Annotated in this window: 11 protein-coding genes and 2 pseudogenes; 7 read left to right on the plus strand and 6 right to left on the minus strand. The window is 52.4% G+C overall.

The window, feature by feature from the left end; translation table 11 throughout:
* Positions 1-272: 272 nt before the first annotated feature.
* The 3 genes and pseudogenes from Z052_RS14695 to Z052_RS19865 form a co-directional block, all read right to left on the minus strand.
* Positions 273-719 (minus strand): annotated as a pseudogene (locus Z052_RS14695) (RNA-guided endonuclease InsQ/TnpB family protein); the annotation flags it as partial.
* Positions 720-921: 202 nt separating this feature from the next.
* Positions 922-1074 (minus strand): helix-turn-helix domain-containing protein, encoded by a 153-nt coding sequence (locus tag Z052_RS14700; RefSeq protein WP_199058292.1) that lies wholly within the window; start codon positions 1072-1074, stop codon positions 922-924.
* A gap of 6 nt (positions 1075-1080) precedes the next feature.
* Positions 1081-1233 (minus strand): DUF2080 family transposase-associated protein, encoded by a 153-nt coding sequence (locus tag Z052_RS19865; RefSeq protein WP_144050035.1) that lies wholly within the window; start codon positions 1231-1233, stop codon positions 1081-1083.
* A 286-nt stretch (positions 1234-1519) separates the two neighbouring features.
* Here Z052_RS19865 and Z052_RS14705 point away from each other — a divergent pair, with 286 nt between their 5' ends.
* The 3 genes from Z052_RS14705 to Z052_RS14715 all read left to right on the plus strand — a co-directional run bounded on the left by Z052_RS14705 (position 1520) and on the right by Z052_RS14715 (position 4791).
* Positions 1520-2692: a tubulin/FtsZ family protein gene (locus Z052_RS14705; protein ID WP_089309059.1), complete on the plus strand. Its 1173-nt coding sequence runs from the start codon at positions 1520-1522 to the stop codon at positions 2690-2692.
* Between the two features lie 84 nt (positions 2693-2776).
* Positions 2777-4183 (plus strand): tubulin/FtsZ family protein, encoded by a 1407-nt coding sequence (locus Z052_RS14710; RefSeq protein ID WP_099289198.1) that lies wholly within the window; start codon positions 2777-2779, stop codon positions 4181-4183.
* The gene (locus tag Z052_RS14715) at positions 4180-4791 is read left to right on the plus strand and encodes a TetR/AcrR family transcriptional regulator (RefSeq protein ID WP_094521145.1); all 612 of its coding nucleotides are present in this window, start codon (positions 4180-4182) and stop codon (positions 4789-4791) included. The genes Z052_RS14710 and Z052_RS14715 overlap by 4 nt, the downstream gene beginning before the upstream one ends.
* On the opposite strand, the gene Z052_RS19870 is transcribed toward Z052_RS14715, so the two are convergent.
* Positions 4772-5395: a hypothetical protein gene (locus Z052_RS19870; RefSeq protein ID WP_139835121.1), complete on the minus strand. Its 624-nt coding sequence runs from the start codon at positions 5393-5395 to the stop codon at positions 4772-4774. The two genes, Z052_RS14715 and Z052_RS19870, sit on opposite strands and share 20 nt — an antisense overlap.
* A 401-nt stretch (positions 5396-5796) precedes the next feature.
* Between Z052_RS19870 and Z052_RS19875 the strand changes: the two genes are divergently transcribed.
* Positions 5797-7053 carry a hypothetical protein gene (locus tag Z052_RS19875; RefSeq protein WP_144050036.1) on the plus strand — a complete coding sequence of 419 codons (1257 nt, stop codon included), beginning with the start codon at positions 5797-5799 and terminating at the stop codon, positions 7051-7053.
* Positions 7054-7084: 31 nt separating this feature from the next.
* Complete coding sequence (locus Z052_RS19880) at positions 7085-7675, plus strand: hypothetical protein (protein ID WP_144050037.1); 591 nt, start codon at positions 7085-7087, stop codon at positions 7673-7675.
* A 193-nt stretch (positions 7676-7868) separates the two neighbouring features.
* On the opposite strand, the pseudogene Z052_RS14730 reads toward Z052_RS19880, so the two are convergent.
* Positions 7869-8710: pseudogene (locus tag Z052_RS14730) on the minus strand (transposase); the annotation flags it as partial.
* 713 nt (positions 8711-9423) lie between these two features.
* Here Z052_RS14730 and csg point away from each other — a divergent pair.
* On the plus strand, positions 9424-12093 hold the full coding sequence (gene csg / locus Z052_RS14735) for an HVO_2072 family ArtA-dependent S-layer glycoprotein (protein ID WP_099289200.1): 2670 nt from the start codon (positions 9424-9426) through the stop codon (positions 12091-12093).
* 337 nt (positions 12094-12430) lie between these two features.
* The gene (locus Z052_RS19885; RefSeq protein ID WP_144050038.1) at positions 12431-14050 is read left to right on the plus strand and encodes a hypothetical protein; all 1620 of its coding nucleotides are present in this window, start codon (positions 12431-12433) and stop codon (positions 14048-14050) included.
* 99 nt (positions 14051-14149) lie between these two features.
* On the opposite strand, the gene Z052_RS19890 is transcribed toward Z052_RS19885, so the two are convergent.
* Positions 14150-15748, minus strand: a complete 1599-nt coding sequence (locus Z052_RS19890) for a hypothetical protein (protein WP_144050039.1) — start codon at positions 15746-15748, stop codon at positions 14150-14152.
* Positions 15749-16316: the final 568 nt, after the last annotated feature.

The following is a 16316-nucleotide window of genomic DNA, read 5'->3' on the forward strand; positions in this document are numbered from 1 at the left end:
GTTCCTGACCGCTGTAATCGGCAGACAGACTTTCACTCTCTGAGTGTTTGAACTCTGCTACTACCGACTGTGCGCCAGCGGCGGTTCCTGAGGCTCCCACGACTGCTGTCACCACAACCACCGCCAGTAGAATCACTCGTAAGTTCTTCACAGTTGGCAGCCGGGTTTGTGAAATATAATTTTTATTATTCCAACCTTGCTTGCGTTGGCATGTGTCATATGTCTGACTAAACTATTGATAGTCACGTCTGACGCAGAGTGAACTACCCCACCTACTCACTCGCCGCTGGCGCGGCTCGTTCCTTGAGGTCGGGGCTTCCTGTTTTCACGACGCGCTTTGCAGGGACCGGATCGGTCCCCGTAGGGAGCGCAGTCTCCGCAGGCGTTGTTTCGGAGTATCCCACTCCTACTCCTTCAAGACCACGAGAAAGGATGTTCCACGCCGCGTTCGCATCCCTATCGGCGGTGAAGCCACACGACGGACAGGAGTGTTCCCGGACCCACAACGGCTTGTCCGTCTTGACACCGCAAGCAGCGCACTCTTTGGTCGTTCCTGCCGGTTCTACCGCTACGAAGTACGTGCCTTCGCGTTCGCACTTGTACCCCAGCATCCGCAGGAACGTACCCCACGCCGCCCCCGCACGGTTGCGTGAGTTACCCGAGAGTTCGACTAACCCTTTCACGTCGAGGTCTTCCACAGCCACGAGATCCATTCGTCTTTAGTTAAGCCCAGTAGTAATACTATATTGCCTAATTATGCGCAAAAGTGTTTGGAGAGGTGGATCTCACGAACCAACTGCTATTGCCGCCAAAATCAAGCAATAAGCATCTGCTTCAGACCTGAATTTCGAACCGTAGCTGGTGTGATTGTCCGGAATCCAGCCCAAAAACACCGCCATGAGATATTACTGGGAGTATTAACTAAAGACGAATGGGGGTGTACGTCGGGTTCTCCACACGGTTCATCCGGTGGAGAAAGTGATTACGGACTTGCCGACAGGTATCCAACGTCCACGCTAGCTGCTTCTGCTGGCTGAGTGTGGGGTTGAGTCGGAACCTGTAAGCGAAGTCCATGTTGCGTTACTCCTCGGGTTCGGCAGGCTCAGAGATGCGGACTACTTTCACGTCTGCCCCGAGCCACCGCTTCGGGATGGTAATATGAGCACCACCGCTTCCGAAGGGCTTCACTTCCCGGTCGAGAGCTTCTTGACCCTCAACTGTGAATGATGCCATGCTAATTTATATGCGAGACATATAGGTAAGTGCTTCGGCACGTTGGCCTGCGGACCGGCTGTATCGGAGGAATGAACAGGTGATGACGGCGCTGTATCCCCTCCCTACTTGCTCCCTTTGGCCGCTACTTGGGGAAGGGGACTTAGCGCCGACAAACTGTTAATTAATACGTCCCGAACCACACGTACCAGTATTCAATGACTCGTTCCACAGCCACGTACTCTGAGCCCGGTGAGGTCCACCCACAACCAACACACTTTCATACGGCTCAACAGAGAAACAACCAATGAAACTCGCAACGATCGGGGTCGGTAACGCAGGCAGCAAGCTTATCGACCAGATGATTGAGTTTGAATTTGAGACTGGTCGTAATCTGTGTCGTCACGCATTGGTCATTAATACGGCTCGGACAGACCTCGCTAAACCACAACATCTCGATGAAGATCGCCGGGTGTTAATCGGCGATACCCATCAGAAAGCGCGTGGACACGGGGTTGGAGGTGATGCTAAAATTGGTGCTGAGGTTGCGCAAACCGACATTGATGAAATCAGGCGCGTTTTCGACGATGTTGAAATTCACGAGGTTGATGCCGTCTTAGTCGCAGCCGGCCTTGGTGGAGGCACTGGTAGTGGCGCTGCTCCCGTTGTTATCGACGAACTACAGAAGATGTACGATGAGCCAGTGTACGGACTTGGAGTGTTACCTGGCACATACGAAGGCGGCCGACCAGCCCTCAACGCTGCCCGCTCGCTTCAGTCATTCGTCAACAAAGTTGACAACTTCATCGCGTTCGACAACGATGCGTGGCGTTCTCGGGGGCAGACTATTGAGCAGGGCTACGAACAGATGAACGAAGAACTTGCGACACGCATTGTCACTCTGCTCGCCGCCGGCGAAGTTGATGAGTCGGAGGTGGGTGAGAACGCAATGGATTCGAGTGACATTATGCGAACCCTCGATACCGGTGGTGTCTCCTCAATCGGGTACGCTTCAACTGACGTTACCCCCGCAAAAGAAGGACTGTTAGCCAATTTCAAAGAAGTTGATGACTCACAGAGTGAATCAACAGATGCTGCAAAAATCAAAGGCTTGGTGCGCCGAGCAACGAATTCTCGGCTCACTGTTCCATGTGATGTCTCGAGTGCTGACCGTGCGCTGATTGTCTTTGCCGGGCCGCCTGATGTGATTTCACGAAAAGGGGTTGAATCTGCTCGTGAATGGCTTGAACAAGAAGCTGATACCGTTGATGTCCTTGCTGGTGATGATCCTCGTCCCGACTCGTCAACCCTTGCGGCTGTGGTGTTGCTCTCAAATGTGACTGATACACCGCGGATTAACGAAATCCAAGATCAAGCTGTTGACGCACAAAACAAAATTCAAGAACAGGATGCGGTTCGCGAAGAGGAAATTCAGTCGCTAATTACCGATGACGACAATGATCTGGACCCTATTGTTTGAGCGAACACGTCGTCAAACGCTTGTCCGACAGACGCATCACCACTCTGTTGGCCGCCACCATCACTCGCAGCCGTTGGTGTGTAAATGAAGGTAGCACTTCTCGGCGTTGGCGGGTGTGGTACCCGACTCGTTGATCAGTTTGTTCGAACTGAACACCGCACAGGCCGGTCGGTGACTAATGGAAACGTTCTCGCGTTTCACACTGAATCACAACCACTCTCTCAGACAACCGCCCTCAGTACTGACCAGCATATCCTCCTTGGCGATACACACCCGGCAGTACTTCGACGAGACACAGACTCTCCTGCTACTGACTCCCAAAATTCGTCTCACGATCCCCAACTACAATCAGAGACATCCACAACCACGAGTCAACAAGGTGCCTCCAGTAACTCGCGCACGCGTGAATATGACATCAATGAGTATGGTGTCGGTGGCGATCCAGATGTTGGCGCACAAGTCGCTAAAGCGGAGCGGCCAGAAATTCGACGTGCACTCGATAAAATCGATGAAACAGAAGTCGCAGCCACGATGATTGTTGCTGGGCTTGGCGGCGGCACTGGTGCTGGTGTTGGGAGTGTGTTGTTGGAAGAACTCACCGATATTTATGAAACTGAAGTGTACACACTGGGTGTTCTCCCCGCTGACACGGAGTCAGACCAACGAGCACTGACCGCTGCCCGTGGTCTTCGAACACTTGTCCCACGTGCTGCGTCAACGCTTCTTGTCGACAACGATTCATGGTCCCGGGATAGAGACGCTATTGCTGATTGCTATCAGTCGATTAATCAGATGACCGTCAACCGACTGTTGAGCGTTTTTGGTGCCGGTGAAGCCAACACGACGTTTGAATCTGAACTTCGGATTGACCCTGCTGATATCTCACGTACACTTGCTGTTGGTGGGGTAACAACTGTTGGTCGCGCCACAGTTGAAATTGACAGTAACGCTCATGGACTTCTTGCTCGGATTCTTCGCCTGCTTGGTCGATCACAGCCCTCTGGGTCTACTCCGGTTGATGCGTCGAAAATAAAGACACTGATCAGTCGCGCAGTCCAATCGAAACTCACGCTACCCTGTGAAATCACTTCTGCAGATCGGGTTTTGCTCATCCTCAGTGGACCCCCAGATACAATCTCTCGGAAAGGATTTGAGACCGGCCGATATCTGCTTGAAGAAGAAACGCAGACCGTTGAAGTGCTTGCTGGCGATGAGCCAATTCAAAACACAACAGAACTCACGGCAACTGTCGTTCTCGCAAATGTGACGTCTGTTCCACAGATTGATGAACTTCAACGTCGCGCGGCTCCTGTAGAAGACGCTGTCACGACAACCTCGGGACCCTCAACTACTACAGAACAGACGGCGACAACTGATGAGATGAACTCACAGACTGTTGAGCCATCAGCAGATGAGGACTCAAACTCTGCCGAATTTGATTTCACCAACGCTGAGACGGCCTCTGAAACAACGGACTCAACCGAGCAATGACAAGCGATCAGTCGGAACACACTTTGAGCGCCACGGAAGAGAACATTATGAAGGCAACACACACAGCGTTGCTCAAACACGGCTATGCTGATCTCTCAATTGCCCGTATTGGTGACGAGCTTGATGGATCAAAATCTTCTATCTACCACTACTACGATTCAAAAGACGATTTGCTTATTACACTGCTTGAGTTCACTGTCAACAAATTCGAATCGACTCTTGATACCGAACCAAGCCAGAATCCAGCTGAAACCCTCAAACAGCTCATTGCCAAACTTCTCGCACCGGACCCGGTTGAAGACGATTATCAGTTTCAAACAGTGCTTGTCGGCTTTCGATCACAAGCAGTCACGAACAGTCGTATCCGCGCTCAATTTACGCACGTTGATGAACGGTTAGCAGATACGATCCGGGAGATTCTTGAACGTGGTATTGCTGAAAATGTGTTTGAAGCGGTCAATGCCTCTGAAGTCACAGAATACATTCTCGCAACGATTAAGGGTGGCATATATACTCGTGTTACAACAGATCGAGTAGACGCTGTCACGGCGACACATTCTATGCTTGTTTCGTATATCGACTCAGAACTCATCCAAGATACGGTCTGATTTGCTCTTTGTCGGTTCGGATTGCTTCTCCGAGTTCCCCAATTACTGATAAGACCGGATACTGTGGCGTGTCGCTATCTGAATACAGGTACTCACAGAACTCGATCTGTTCATCAGATGTCTCCTCACTTGGGGGCTCAGCAACCGGTGGTGAGTGAAGGTCTCTCTGTCGCTGTTCAGCGACTCTATCCAGTTTTGTCTCGAGATCCTGAAGCGCACACCAAATATCAAACGCGGCCTCCCTGCGCCGCATTTGTACGGACCCGAAGTGCGCGCAGAGATTATCCTGTCGGGTCTCGATGTTAGTAAGTTCCGTTTGATAGTTTGCGAGCCGATCCATCTCCTCTGTCACTACCTCTATAAGCTCCGCACGTACATCGATTGCCTGCTGGCTCCGGTCAACGATTGCTTGTTGGACCGCTGGAGTGAGAACCCGATTTGTTGCCAACGACGTCACTATATCTTCTCCAAGCTCAGCAGCGAGATTTTCAGCAAGGCTCTCTTCATCGCCAATGCTATAGTGCGGAACTGATCGCACTGTTTCTTCATACGCAGAAAGTACATACTTGAGTGTCGCATCTCCGGGACTTGTGGGTACGTCCATTACTTCTGTCCGGTCACCTACATCTGTTAGCGCGGTATCTGGCGATTCAAACTGTACTGGCTCGACCTGCCGTATCTGCGTCTGAAACCGACGAAATGCGTCTTGTTCCGCAATAATACACTCCCGTTCATCCTGGCATGTTTCAATCGCTGTCTGGAGTTTACCTACTACAAGTAACAACATTGCTCCAAGACTAGCAATGACTCCCACCACAAGCGGCGACGTAAGCAACTCAGCACCGCCACACCACATATCTACACATGCTACAGGCTGATCAGCAATAGGTATGCGAAATCTCATAACTCCACAATCATTTCATACAGTCTAACTATTGTTGACCTTTTCGCATGGCTGATAATGTAATCTACGACATTTAAGTTTTGGCCCCACCGACATGGAGCATGGAACAACCGCGCCGTAACGTGCTTGCCGGGCTCGGCGCTGCCGCAAGTCTTGCTGGCTGTTTGAGTGTTGATGGTGTGAGATATCCAGACGAAATAGAATCCTCAGACGAGTCAAATACTACGCTGGAAGCTGGCACCGATGAGCCACCTACAGATAACTCAACGGATGCCGACGGTTACGCCTCCGACCTGATACAACTCATTGCTGAGAGGACGCAAGCGATTGTTGCTGATGTGGTGTGGTTTGCTATCTCTTATCCACGCGCGGTTGAGTCATATAACCAGGCTATTGACAGTGTGATTGAGACTATCGACACAGTCCGTACCACAATCCATCAGCCAACGATGCCAACAGCCGAGATGGTTGACCGACTCGAAACTGTCGGATACGACGCTGCGGACCGCGCGGAAACAGCGTTTGAACCCCACTTTTCTCCTGTTGACCTTCTTCAGTCACGGACTGATATGCATATCCCGTCTTTGGCTCGCGCAGCACGTCGTAACGATGCTGACCGATTTGTCGAGGAACTCGATCGGATGCGACTTTCGTTTTTCCAAATCCAGACTCCAGTGTATGTCAGCAGGCGTTTTTCACGCAACCCGATCCATAACCGGTTGCTTGACCGGCTTGTTCCATGTGCCGTCGGTAATGTTCTCGTAGAACTGGCGATTCCGACTCGTCGCACGTTTACAACGCTCGCGTATGAACCGTATGCGGATGAGAGTGAAAAATACTCTCCCACGTTCACTGCAGATCCGCTTCCGGCGACTCGTCGAGACAGCCTCCGGAATCGGTTAGGGCCGGTCGTCCAACCGTCAGGCCGTACTGACGAATTATTTTTCACATTCGCATCTCGTCCGGATCCTGTTGAACGCCGCCGCAACGCGTTTCGTGGCCCGCCCGGCGATCTAGACGGTACCCCACTACACGTCCAACACTACGACGATCGCGCGACTGCACGCGAGCAAATTACAACTATGCTTGAGGCCGGGACCACCGAAGGGACTACCACAATTACCCCGGAGGGAACGTCGTCCACAGATTCAGTTGAGTGGTACCGCTACTATCACCACGAGGCAGGGAGCGATCGGACTAATCTTGATGACTTTCCGGGCGTTCAGTACGGATATCTGCTTCAGGCTGGTCCGTTCGTTTTTGCTACTGGCTTTTCTGGCGATGCGTGGGAAGAACGACCTCGCTGGCAGGACCAACTTACTGAAAGTTGGTTGCTTCAGACTGACCCATGTGGTTAGGGTTTAATTTGGGTGCCATCAAATACCACGTATGACACAAGCTTATCCTCGGCGGCAGCTCCTCGTTGCTGTTGGGTCTTTGTCTCTTGCTGGCTGCCTTGTTGAGAGTGAGACATCCTCGGCTGATGCGTCTGAGGAGTCGTCTCAGTCGCGTACAAACAGCTCATCACTCCCCAAGAGAAGGACGTCTGCTAGGTCTCAATCAGCGGATTCTAGACCGCCGAATAACGCATCATCAGGCATCACAACTTCGCTTGATGCTGCCGGTATCGCTGTTGAGACAATCCGTATTGACCGTATCGTCGAATCGCTATATCAGTCACAGATTATTGCTGACATCTCCATTTCCAATGTCGGACCAGCACAGTATGGAACACTTGAGTTGCGTGCCGATGCCTACTATGAGCCGCCGGACGATGACCGGACGTATCATCCACCACGTGTTACTGATCGCACTGCTGTTGGACGGAACTATATTGAGCGGACGTACGATTCGTTTGATTCGGGAACGCGCACCCTCAACGGTGTCGTCATTCAGTACGACGCTGACGACGCGAATGGATCGACAGACCCTGCTGAGTTTGACATTGAAATCGCTGTCCGATGGGCTGAACCGCTGTGAATTGTATGGTGCGCTCTTGATGGGATGATAGCCTGCTAAGTCCCCAGCGCACGGAGTAAGAATGGGGCGGTAAAGGCCGATGCTACACAAGCGTCTTCGAACGCGTGTTATTAATTGGTCTATGTGCCAAGGAAGCCGCATCATGTGGGACGCCGCCCGTCTGTCGGACAGACAGACGGGCGGCAAGCCCGAATATGTTGGTGATGGCGAACATCCAGACGATTTCACGAAACTGCCGATACCAGCCCAGCGTTCGCACGGCGTCGCCGAGCGAGCGCTTCGTTGTCGAGTACGATGTTTCGGCCATCCATCGCTGAGAGTAGCCATTTGCTCGGTTGAGCGCGTTGTTCGCGGCTGCCTTCGCTGACGAGCTGCGGTAATGAACAAGGTACTCGATGTCGTGTGCGGCGATTTCGTAGTCGGTGTGCCAGTCTTGGAAGCCGTTGTCGGCGGCGACGGACTGCAGGTTGTCCGCGTTTCGGCAGAGGACCTGCGGTCCGGTCTTCGTGTCATGCTTCCACCGAGCTGCGATGTGAACGTCAAGAACAGCAAGCGATTCCACATCAGTCAATGTCGTCACTTTCAGTGTCTACATCGTCTGTCCAGCTCGCTGGCGGAGGTACGATGACGCACGTCGGCGGTCAAAGAACGTACTGTCGAGCGCAGCGTGACCGGACTGCGGGTGCTGCTGCGCGTTTCTGCGCAGCAGCACCCGCCACACCCACATCTTCAGCCGATCAAACGACTTGTAGATCGTCGTGTGATCAGGGAGGTCGTCCCGATCTAACTCAGCTTTGAACGTTNNCAACGTTCAAAGCTGAGATCTAAGTCGAGTACGTCACAAATCTCGGCCATGTACTCCAGCCGATTCGGCGTTTCGCGGTAGCTGTGGTCTTCTTCGAGCCGAAAACAGTGTAGAACGACGTGTTTCCAGCGGGCGAACCCGCCGCTGGCGGGCTCGCCCGCGTGCCTCCCTAACGCTTGTTTGACTAGGTGTCGACACTGCTCAACGAAGTCGAGGAGATCGACTTCCATGGACAGAATCGATTTCCTCGGCTTCGTCCTTCTACCCCGTGATATAAGCCGATTAGATCGCTATTCACCTATGGAAACGCTGCTACCCGGGCGAACCACGTCTAACGACAAAATAATTACGCCGTCCGGGGATCTGCTGTTCTCACAACCGGCAGGCGGTCGGAACGTGTCTGCGGTGCGGTCGCTGTCTGGCGATAGCTGACGCTCACGGAGGGCCTCGGCCGGCCACTGAGGGCCGCCGGAGCGCGGCATCCGGGCTGTAGCGCCCATGACTCGGCTCCTTTCGCACACGGACCAGTCAACACGACGTGCTCTGAGGCACGGAATAGCGGTCGGTCTCTTGCGTCCCATGTCTTGTTTCACGCTCTCCTAGGGTAGCAGCGTTTCCATCGAGTCAACACGGCAGATCAACCCGCGTTCAACATCGTTCCTAGCTTAGATCATATTGAGCAGCAATTGTTCCACGCGGCAACCCCACTGATCGAAAACAGCCGCTTCAAGAGCTCTCACACATATTGGTACGGCTTACCATGACTTAGGAGACACACAAAGTATTTATAAGAACCGTCGTATTGTTCTGATGCCCCTATCCCCGAACGCGGCAGAAGCGAGTAATCCGACGCACGGTATCCGCCTCACAGTGTGGTAGTGGTTCGAGGCGGAGTGTTAAGGACAAAACTGCTGGCGCACTCGGATGCAGACAACAACAAACAATGACAAACGACAATAGAACACGCACGAAGGCCAATGCGGTCTTCTTTAGCGTACTCATGGTCATCTCCATGGTGGCTGTCGGATTTGCTGCAGCTCCCGCTGCGGCTGCCAACAGCGACAACACAGTAACTTTTGATGACCAGCCGATTACTGATGGTAACGTTGAGGTAGAAACAGACAGTACTGACGGCTCCGGTGACATCGTTCTGACGTACGATAACGGCAACAATAACGAAGTTGTCGCCGTTACCGACGCTACAAGCTCCTCGGTTGACGTTTCCCTTGAGGGCGAGGTGGCCAGTACTTTCACTGCCCATCTTGTAGATGACGGTGATGTCACTAACGGAACTTCGCTTAGTGATAGTCAGGTGAGCTCTGCCTCATTAGCTAGCGACACCGCAACGCTTCAGCGGAGTGCTGGGGCTGGAATCGTCTACAACGGTAGTACGATCTACCAGGGCGAGGACGACTTGACCTTCGTTAGTGATGAAGGTGAGGTCAGTAGCGGGTCGCTCCAGAAGACCGCTGGTAACAACGAGGGTACGTCGCTGACGCAGCCAATTCCGGAAGGCGCGGCGACCGGCACGTACGCAACGAGCGGTGGTTTCAGTGTGATCGTTCAAGAACCGCGGATCACCACCTCCGAGGTTCAGATCAACGGAACTACCAGTGACGTGAGTCAGGTCGGCCCCAGTTCTGCTGACAACCTCACGATCAACGGTGAGTGGAACTTCGGTGAAGCTGAGAACCTCTCCATTACGGTTGAGGACGAGAGTGGAACCGACATCACCGGTGAGGTCGTCGACGACCCCACGCTCTCGAGTGCGGATGGCGTGGACGAGACTGGCTTCGACCTCGGCGGCGAGGACTCTGGTGAGTACACTGTCATCTTCGAGGGTGCGGACAACCTCGACCAGGACAGCGTCGTCGAAGAGTACACGATCGAACTGACAACTGACGATACGGTCGGCGTCGAAACGGCCGAAGATACGGTTACGCAGGGGACCAACCTCGAGTACACCGTGACGGGCGGTACGAACGGTCAGTACCACATCGTCACCGTCGACAGCGAAGACTTCCGCAGCGACAACATCGACAGCGTCTTCCGCAACGTTGGCGACACCGTCGAGGTTGGCTTCGCAGACACGGACAGCAATACGCGCTACGAATCCGCCGCGGACCGGGACGTTGCGTACGCGGTTGTTGAGATCGACGGCACTACTGGTGCCGGCTCGATCCGCAGTCAGTCGCTCGACGATACGACGGTCACGCTTGACGTGTACAACGCGAGCGGTGACACGCTAACCGAGATTGATTCGCTAGAATCCGTGGATGACACGGACTTCGACGTCGAGGAGGGCTCGATCACTCTCGACAGTCCGGACAGCCAGTACACAATCGGCTCCGAAGTCGATGTCAACGGGACTGCCACGAGCTCCGACGCAGTGGACATCTACGCTCGTGACAACGACCAGTGGGAACTCGTTGTCGAGAACATCAACGTTGACTCTTCAGACGAGTTCGAAGAAGAAGATGTCACGCTGAGCAGTACCGGTAACCAAGGCGACAGCATCTTCCAGCAGACTGGAACATACCGGATTGGTGCTATCGACCGTAGCGAATCTAACGGGAGCGACACCATCCAGACGTCCGACTTCAGCAGCGCCACTAGCGTACAGAACTCCATTACGGTTGTCGAAGGAGAACTGTCGGCGCAGCTGGAAACGATTAACGGCCAGGTCAATACCCTAGACAACTCTGTCGACATCTCTGGCAACGCGGAAGGCCAAGGTCAGGTTGCCCTCGTGTACGTCGACTCGCGCGGTGACGTCGCCGCGCAGACGGTTGATGTCGACAGCGACGGTACGATCGACATCGATGACCGCTCGATCCCGGAAGCGGCCGACGGTGACGGAAACCTTGACGATGGCGAGTTCTCCGAAGGAACGGTGACGGCCCACTTCATCTCGGTCAGCCGTGACGACTCCGTGGGTGACGGCCAGCTCCCCAGCCAGGGCAGTAACGATGATATCAGTGCCCTCGTGACGTGGGTTAATGACGAGGTCGCAGAACGGTCGCTGAACGCCGAGCAGGCTCGCTCGCTGATCACCAGCGAGACGACTGAGGACACGGCCAGCGACGACCTGATGATCACGCAGAGCTTCCGTTACACTGAGAGTCAGACGACGGTCGACTCTGTCTACCCCGAAGAGGCTCAGGCTGACGGTATCAACCCGGTCGCATCCGGCGAGACGTTGGTTGCCACCGGTATGACCAACCTGCGCCCCGACGACAACTCGATCACTGTCGAGATCCTGAACGAGAACGGCGACTCGCTCGAGATCTCGAGCACTGACGAGTGGGAGACCACGGGTCAGTGGACCACTACCTTCGACACATCCAACCTCGAGCCCGGTACGTACACTGTCGAATCTGATGACGGTGAGAACACGGACCGTGCCGAGATTGAAATCGTCGAAGAACGTCAGCAGGCCGATAACGGTACTGACACCGGTGACGACACTGGTGACGACACCGGCGACGACACTGCCGACAACGGCAGCTCCGATGGTGGCAGCACTGACGGCAGCACGCCCGGCTTCGGCGCGCTTGTCGCCCTTGTTGCGCTCATCGCGGCTGCGCTGCTCGCGACCCGTCGCAACAACTAACGCCAGCTAATAACCGAACGGATCACTCCGTTCGGTCCTCGCGGTGCGTATTTTCATTTTTTGCGGCTGCCTAAGGCTCGTCAGTTGCTAGCGTAGCGGATATTTCACAGACAACTGACGCGACTACTACAAAACCTGATGGCCAGAAGAATCCGACACCTAAGCATCTCTCCTCGTTGATATACGCTAGTGTGAACTACCTCATCCTACCGATCGCCTTTCGGTTCGCGCTTGAGGATAGGGCCTCTTGTTTCTACGTGTTCATGGTTTTCGCGAGGCAGACACACTGGGACTGACAGAAAGTATTTACAACCGAGAACGGTAGGAGGAGTTGACCATGAATACACGTGTCTCGCTTGGCGTAGTGATCCTCTTTCTTGGGGTTATTTGCCTTGCTATGCCGCTCAGCATCTCAACTGCGGCACAATCACAGTCCTCCCCTGCAGTTGGGTTTGATACTGCAAAGACAACGGTGACGCAGGGCGATGTGGCTACGCTTGGGATCCAGATGCGTGACACTGATGAGGTGACGCTCACCATCCAGGCACCGAATCAACAGTACCAGACAACACTCCGTGCGTACGATAACAATGGAGATGGTTCGGTCACTGTCCGGGCTAATACATTCTATCCAACTGATGTGGACAAAAGCAACCGCTTCACAGCTACTGGCGGTGACTCAGTCCGACTCATTTCTGAATCTGGACTTTCTGAAGGGGCCGTACTCGATACTGGCCGATATAATCTAATTGTCTCAACTGATGAGACAAGCGTTGCGGCAGTGCTTATGATTACTGAACCATCCCAACCGAATGGAACGAATGTGATTGTTCCCCCTGATACATCGTACAAAAATATTGAAACGGGATTAAAAAAGGAGTCGGAGTTGTCGGAGGTAGGTGCTACGGACACCACGGATGTGGATTCACCTAATGTTGCCCGTGGTGATGAGTTTTGGACACGGCTTCCAATTACCGGGATTGGTGGTCTCCTTACCTCACCAGCTCCAGCGTCAAACCTTGTGTTCCCTGTTGATAGCACCCCTGGTGCTGAAACAACCCACATAGCCGATATAAGTAGTAACGAGACAGTCTCTTTCACATCAGTCTCGATCAACTATCAGAGCAATCACGCCAGATCTCACGCAGCTACTCAACAGGTTACTCAGTCCGATATCGAGGTACTTGGGATTGATACAAACAAGAACGGATATATCGATCGCTCACTAAAAGGATCGATACAGAGCATCCAGACGGGTACAGACGGACGCTTAGCAATCTCACTCGACCGTCCAGTTGAGATTTCTACCCACAGTACACTTCGTGTCGCGTACGACATTGAGAATCCCGAAGTAACAGGCTCACAAGACGTCTCCATTACTCTTCAAAACGGTGATATATCTCATCGGCACGCTGGTATCGTCACATACGGGCTTGCGGGTCAAGGTACTCTCGGTCATGGAATTAACCTCCAGTTAACCTCGGAAGAGGGTGAGTCACCTACCGATCCACTTGCGAGCGTCCACACAGTGTACAATGACAGCGTACCTGGACTTGCCGTGGGGGTTGACACAACCACATTGGAACCGGGTGAGTACACGGTTACGCTTGAAGTTGATGAGTCAGCGCCGAACTCTGTACCGAGGGCCTCCCTTCGGCAGTCATTCACCGTGTCTGAGCCCACTGCTGAACTAACAAATCACACCATCAGCAACTCTACTCGGCTATCTGTGACAGCTAGCACCAACCTTGCGCCGAACAGCTCCGCGATTATTCGTATCACTGCGGATGAGAAGGATGGCGGAATCAGTCAAGTTCTTAATTGTGTGGCCACGGTCGATAGCGACAGTAGAATTGGTTGTGATTTTGATCTCTCTCATCCCGCTGATGAGTTCAATATTGATGTCGCTATTAAACGAGATGGTGTCGTGATCGCTGGACCAACCAAGATTAACTGAACTGAATTCACTCGACACAGACGGAAATCGCAAGACGGCAAACCACCGACAATGTATTACACAAGTATGTCAACTTGACTGGACATGATTCTCACTGGCTTATACCCAGTGTCCAAGTATGTATGCTCCCCCCACGACAACGATTCCACCAAAGGCATCGCGTGTCCGAACAGGAAGTAACGTCGGCGAGTTTGGTGTCGTGTCTGGTTGGCTTTCATTTCCACTAGACGAATTAGTTTCAACAGACGTTTGATTATCTGGCTTAGTTTCGGTTGTGTTTTGGACTGTTCTATTTGTTGTCTCGGATTGTACTGAAGTCGTATTATCAGTCGTCTCTGTGCCGTTGTTTGTGTCTGTTTCTTTTTGTGAATCTGGAATCTCTGGTGTAATACTTGCTGAGTACTGTCCCGACCGATAACTCACCAGTATGGTCACTATTGTACCCTTGGCAGACGCTCTAAACTCTTTATCAAAGCTAACAGCATTCGTGAATGTTTCTGTATCATACACTCGATCAAGATCAAGTCGCTCTCCAGTTGATGTGTTGAATGTCTCGATCGTGACTCGACTAATCTCTGCCTGTGAGACTGTGCCAGCAAGGTGGACTGTTTTTGCCTCTAGATTGATTGTCGCGTTTGTAATGTTCACCTCAGGTTCTGGTTCATACTTGATTACAAACGTTTGATTGCGTATGTTTCCTGCCGCATCTTCTGCTGTTATTTTGAATTCATTGTCGTTGTTGTCGTCATATAATTCAACCGTCGTATCGAAACTGTATTTGAGTTTGTCTGGATTCGGCTTTGCGTTTGCGCTTAACATCAGAACCTGTGAGCCATTGTTCGATGTCCGATTTATTTCGACACGCTTGAGTTTCGTTTCATCCTGAACCGTACCGCCGATGCTCGCCGTGTCCGTGTAACTTTCATCCGCGACGGTGATATTGATGGTAGGATCCGACTCATCATCAACGTCAATTACAAACCGGTCAGTGTTTGTGCGGCCGAGCGTATCTGTGTACTCTGCGGTGAGATTGTTTGTTCCGTCGACAAGCAGTAACTCTTGAGAAAAAGACTCTCCGGGGTTCGAAATTCGATGAATCTTCCGGTCTACATCTGAGCTACTCTCATCAGGCCCGTAGTTGCTCGTTCGCTCAATTCGGATGCTTTTAACATCTACTACCGTATGAAGATTGCCAGCCAGAGTGACTTGCCCACTAGTAACATTTACCGTATTGTTTGGCCCACCTTTGACCGTCGTTGAAAATGGCGAGGTGTATTCTACCCTTGGTGCGGCTGTATGCTTCGTTATCGATGACTTGAATGTTGTTACTGTATCAGATTTTGTAATTACTTCTACCGTATTTTCATTTGGGTCAAGATCAAGTGTAACTGATCGGTCAAATGTCGTCGAGTTAGGTCGATATGAACGGTATACGTCCCCATTGACTCGCAGTTCGATCAACTCAATCGGCGCATCTGCTGTGACAGTGATGTTTGCGTTTGGGTCGTTTAATACGACAACATTGTCTTGAGACTTGAGCTGCTCCCCATCAATGGTTATATTGGTTGTTGCCTCTTGTGCAGCTACAGCCCCAACCCCGGTATACATGAGCAGGCCCAAAATACACATCCCGCACAGAACACTCGCCCAGCGCCTGTAAGTTGGACCTTTTACCGGCTTCATAGAACTTGCTATCATGTTGTTTCGGTGAACACCGCTTGTATACCATCATCCTCCCAGCAATTCATATGACTGTGCTGGCCTAAATATCATCCGCGATACTCATCAACTTCCCTAACTCAGCTTTGAACGTTGTCGTGTTGACACTATTGGACCCGAAATCGGAGGAAAAGACGTTCTACGAGGAGTTTACGGTATCGGCCGAACTGGAGAGCGATTCACAGAGGATAATGAAGGCAGNNTAAGATCAAGTTCGGTCGACACTGCCACTTCAGTCGGGTTCCGCTAGGCCGCATTTCACATCAGTGGCCGGACAGTTTAGTAGAAATCTGGGACGCAGCGTGTCTGAGAGCCAGTTGGTGACGTGGGCTGTACGTCCGACTGGCTCTCATCAGGGACTTGTGGTCCCATTTATATTGGTGTGAACAGACAAATAAATATCCACTGGTTCACTCACGTTAGCGGTGTTTCACATAAGTGATCTTGTTGGATGTGTTTAGGTTGGAATCGGTCGCAGCGAGCCTGTTGTAACAGATTTGCTTCAATCGTGGATCGACTTTTCTCTCGGCCGTGTTGAATCGCTGTA

Origin of the sequence: Halorubrum sp. C191 (assembly GCF_002727095.1) — an archaeon.
In the GTDB taxonomy this organism is placed as follows: domain Archaea; phylum Halobacteriota; class Halobacteria; order Halobacteriales; family Haloferacaceae; genus Halorubrum; species Halorubrum ezzemoulense.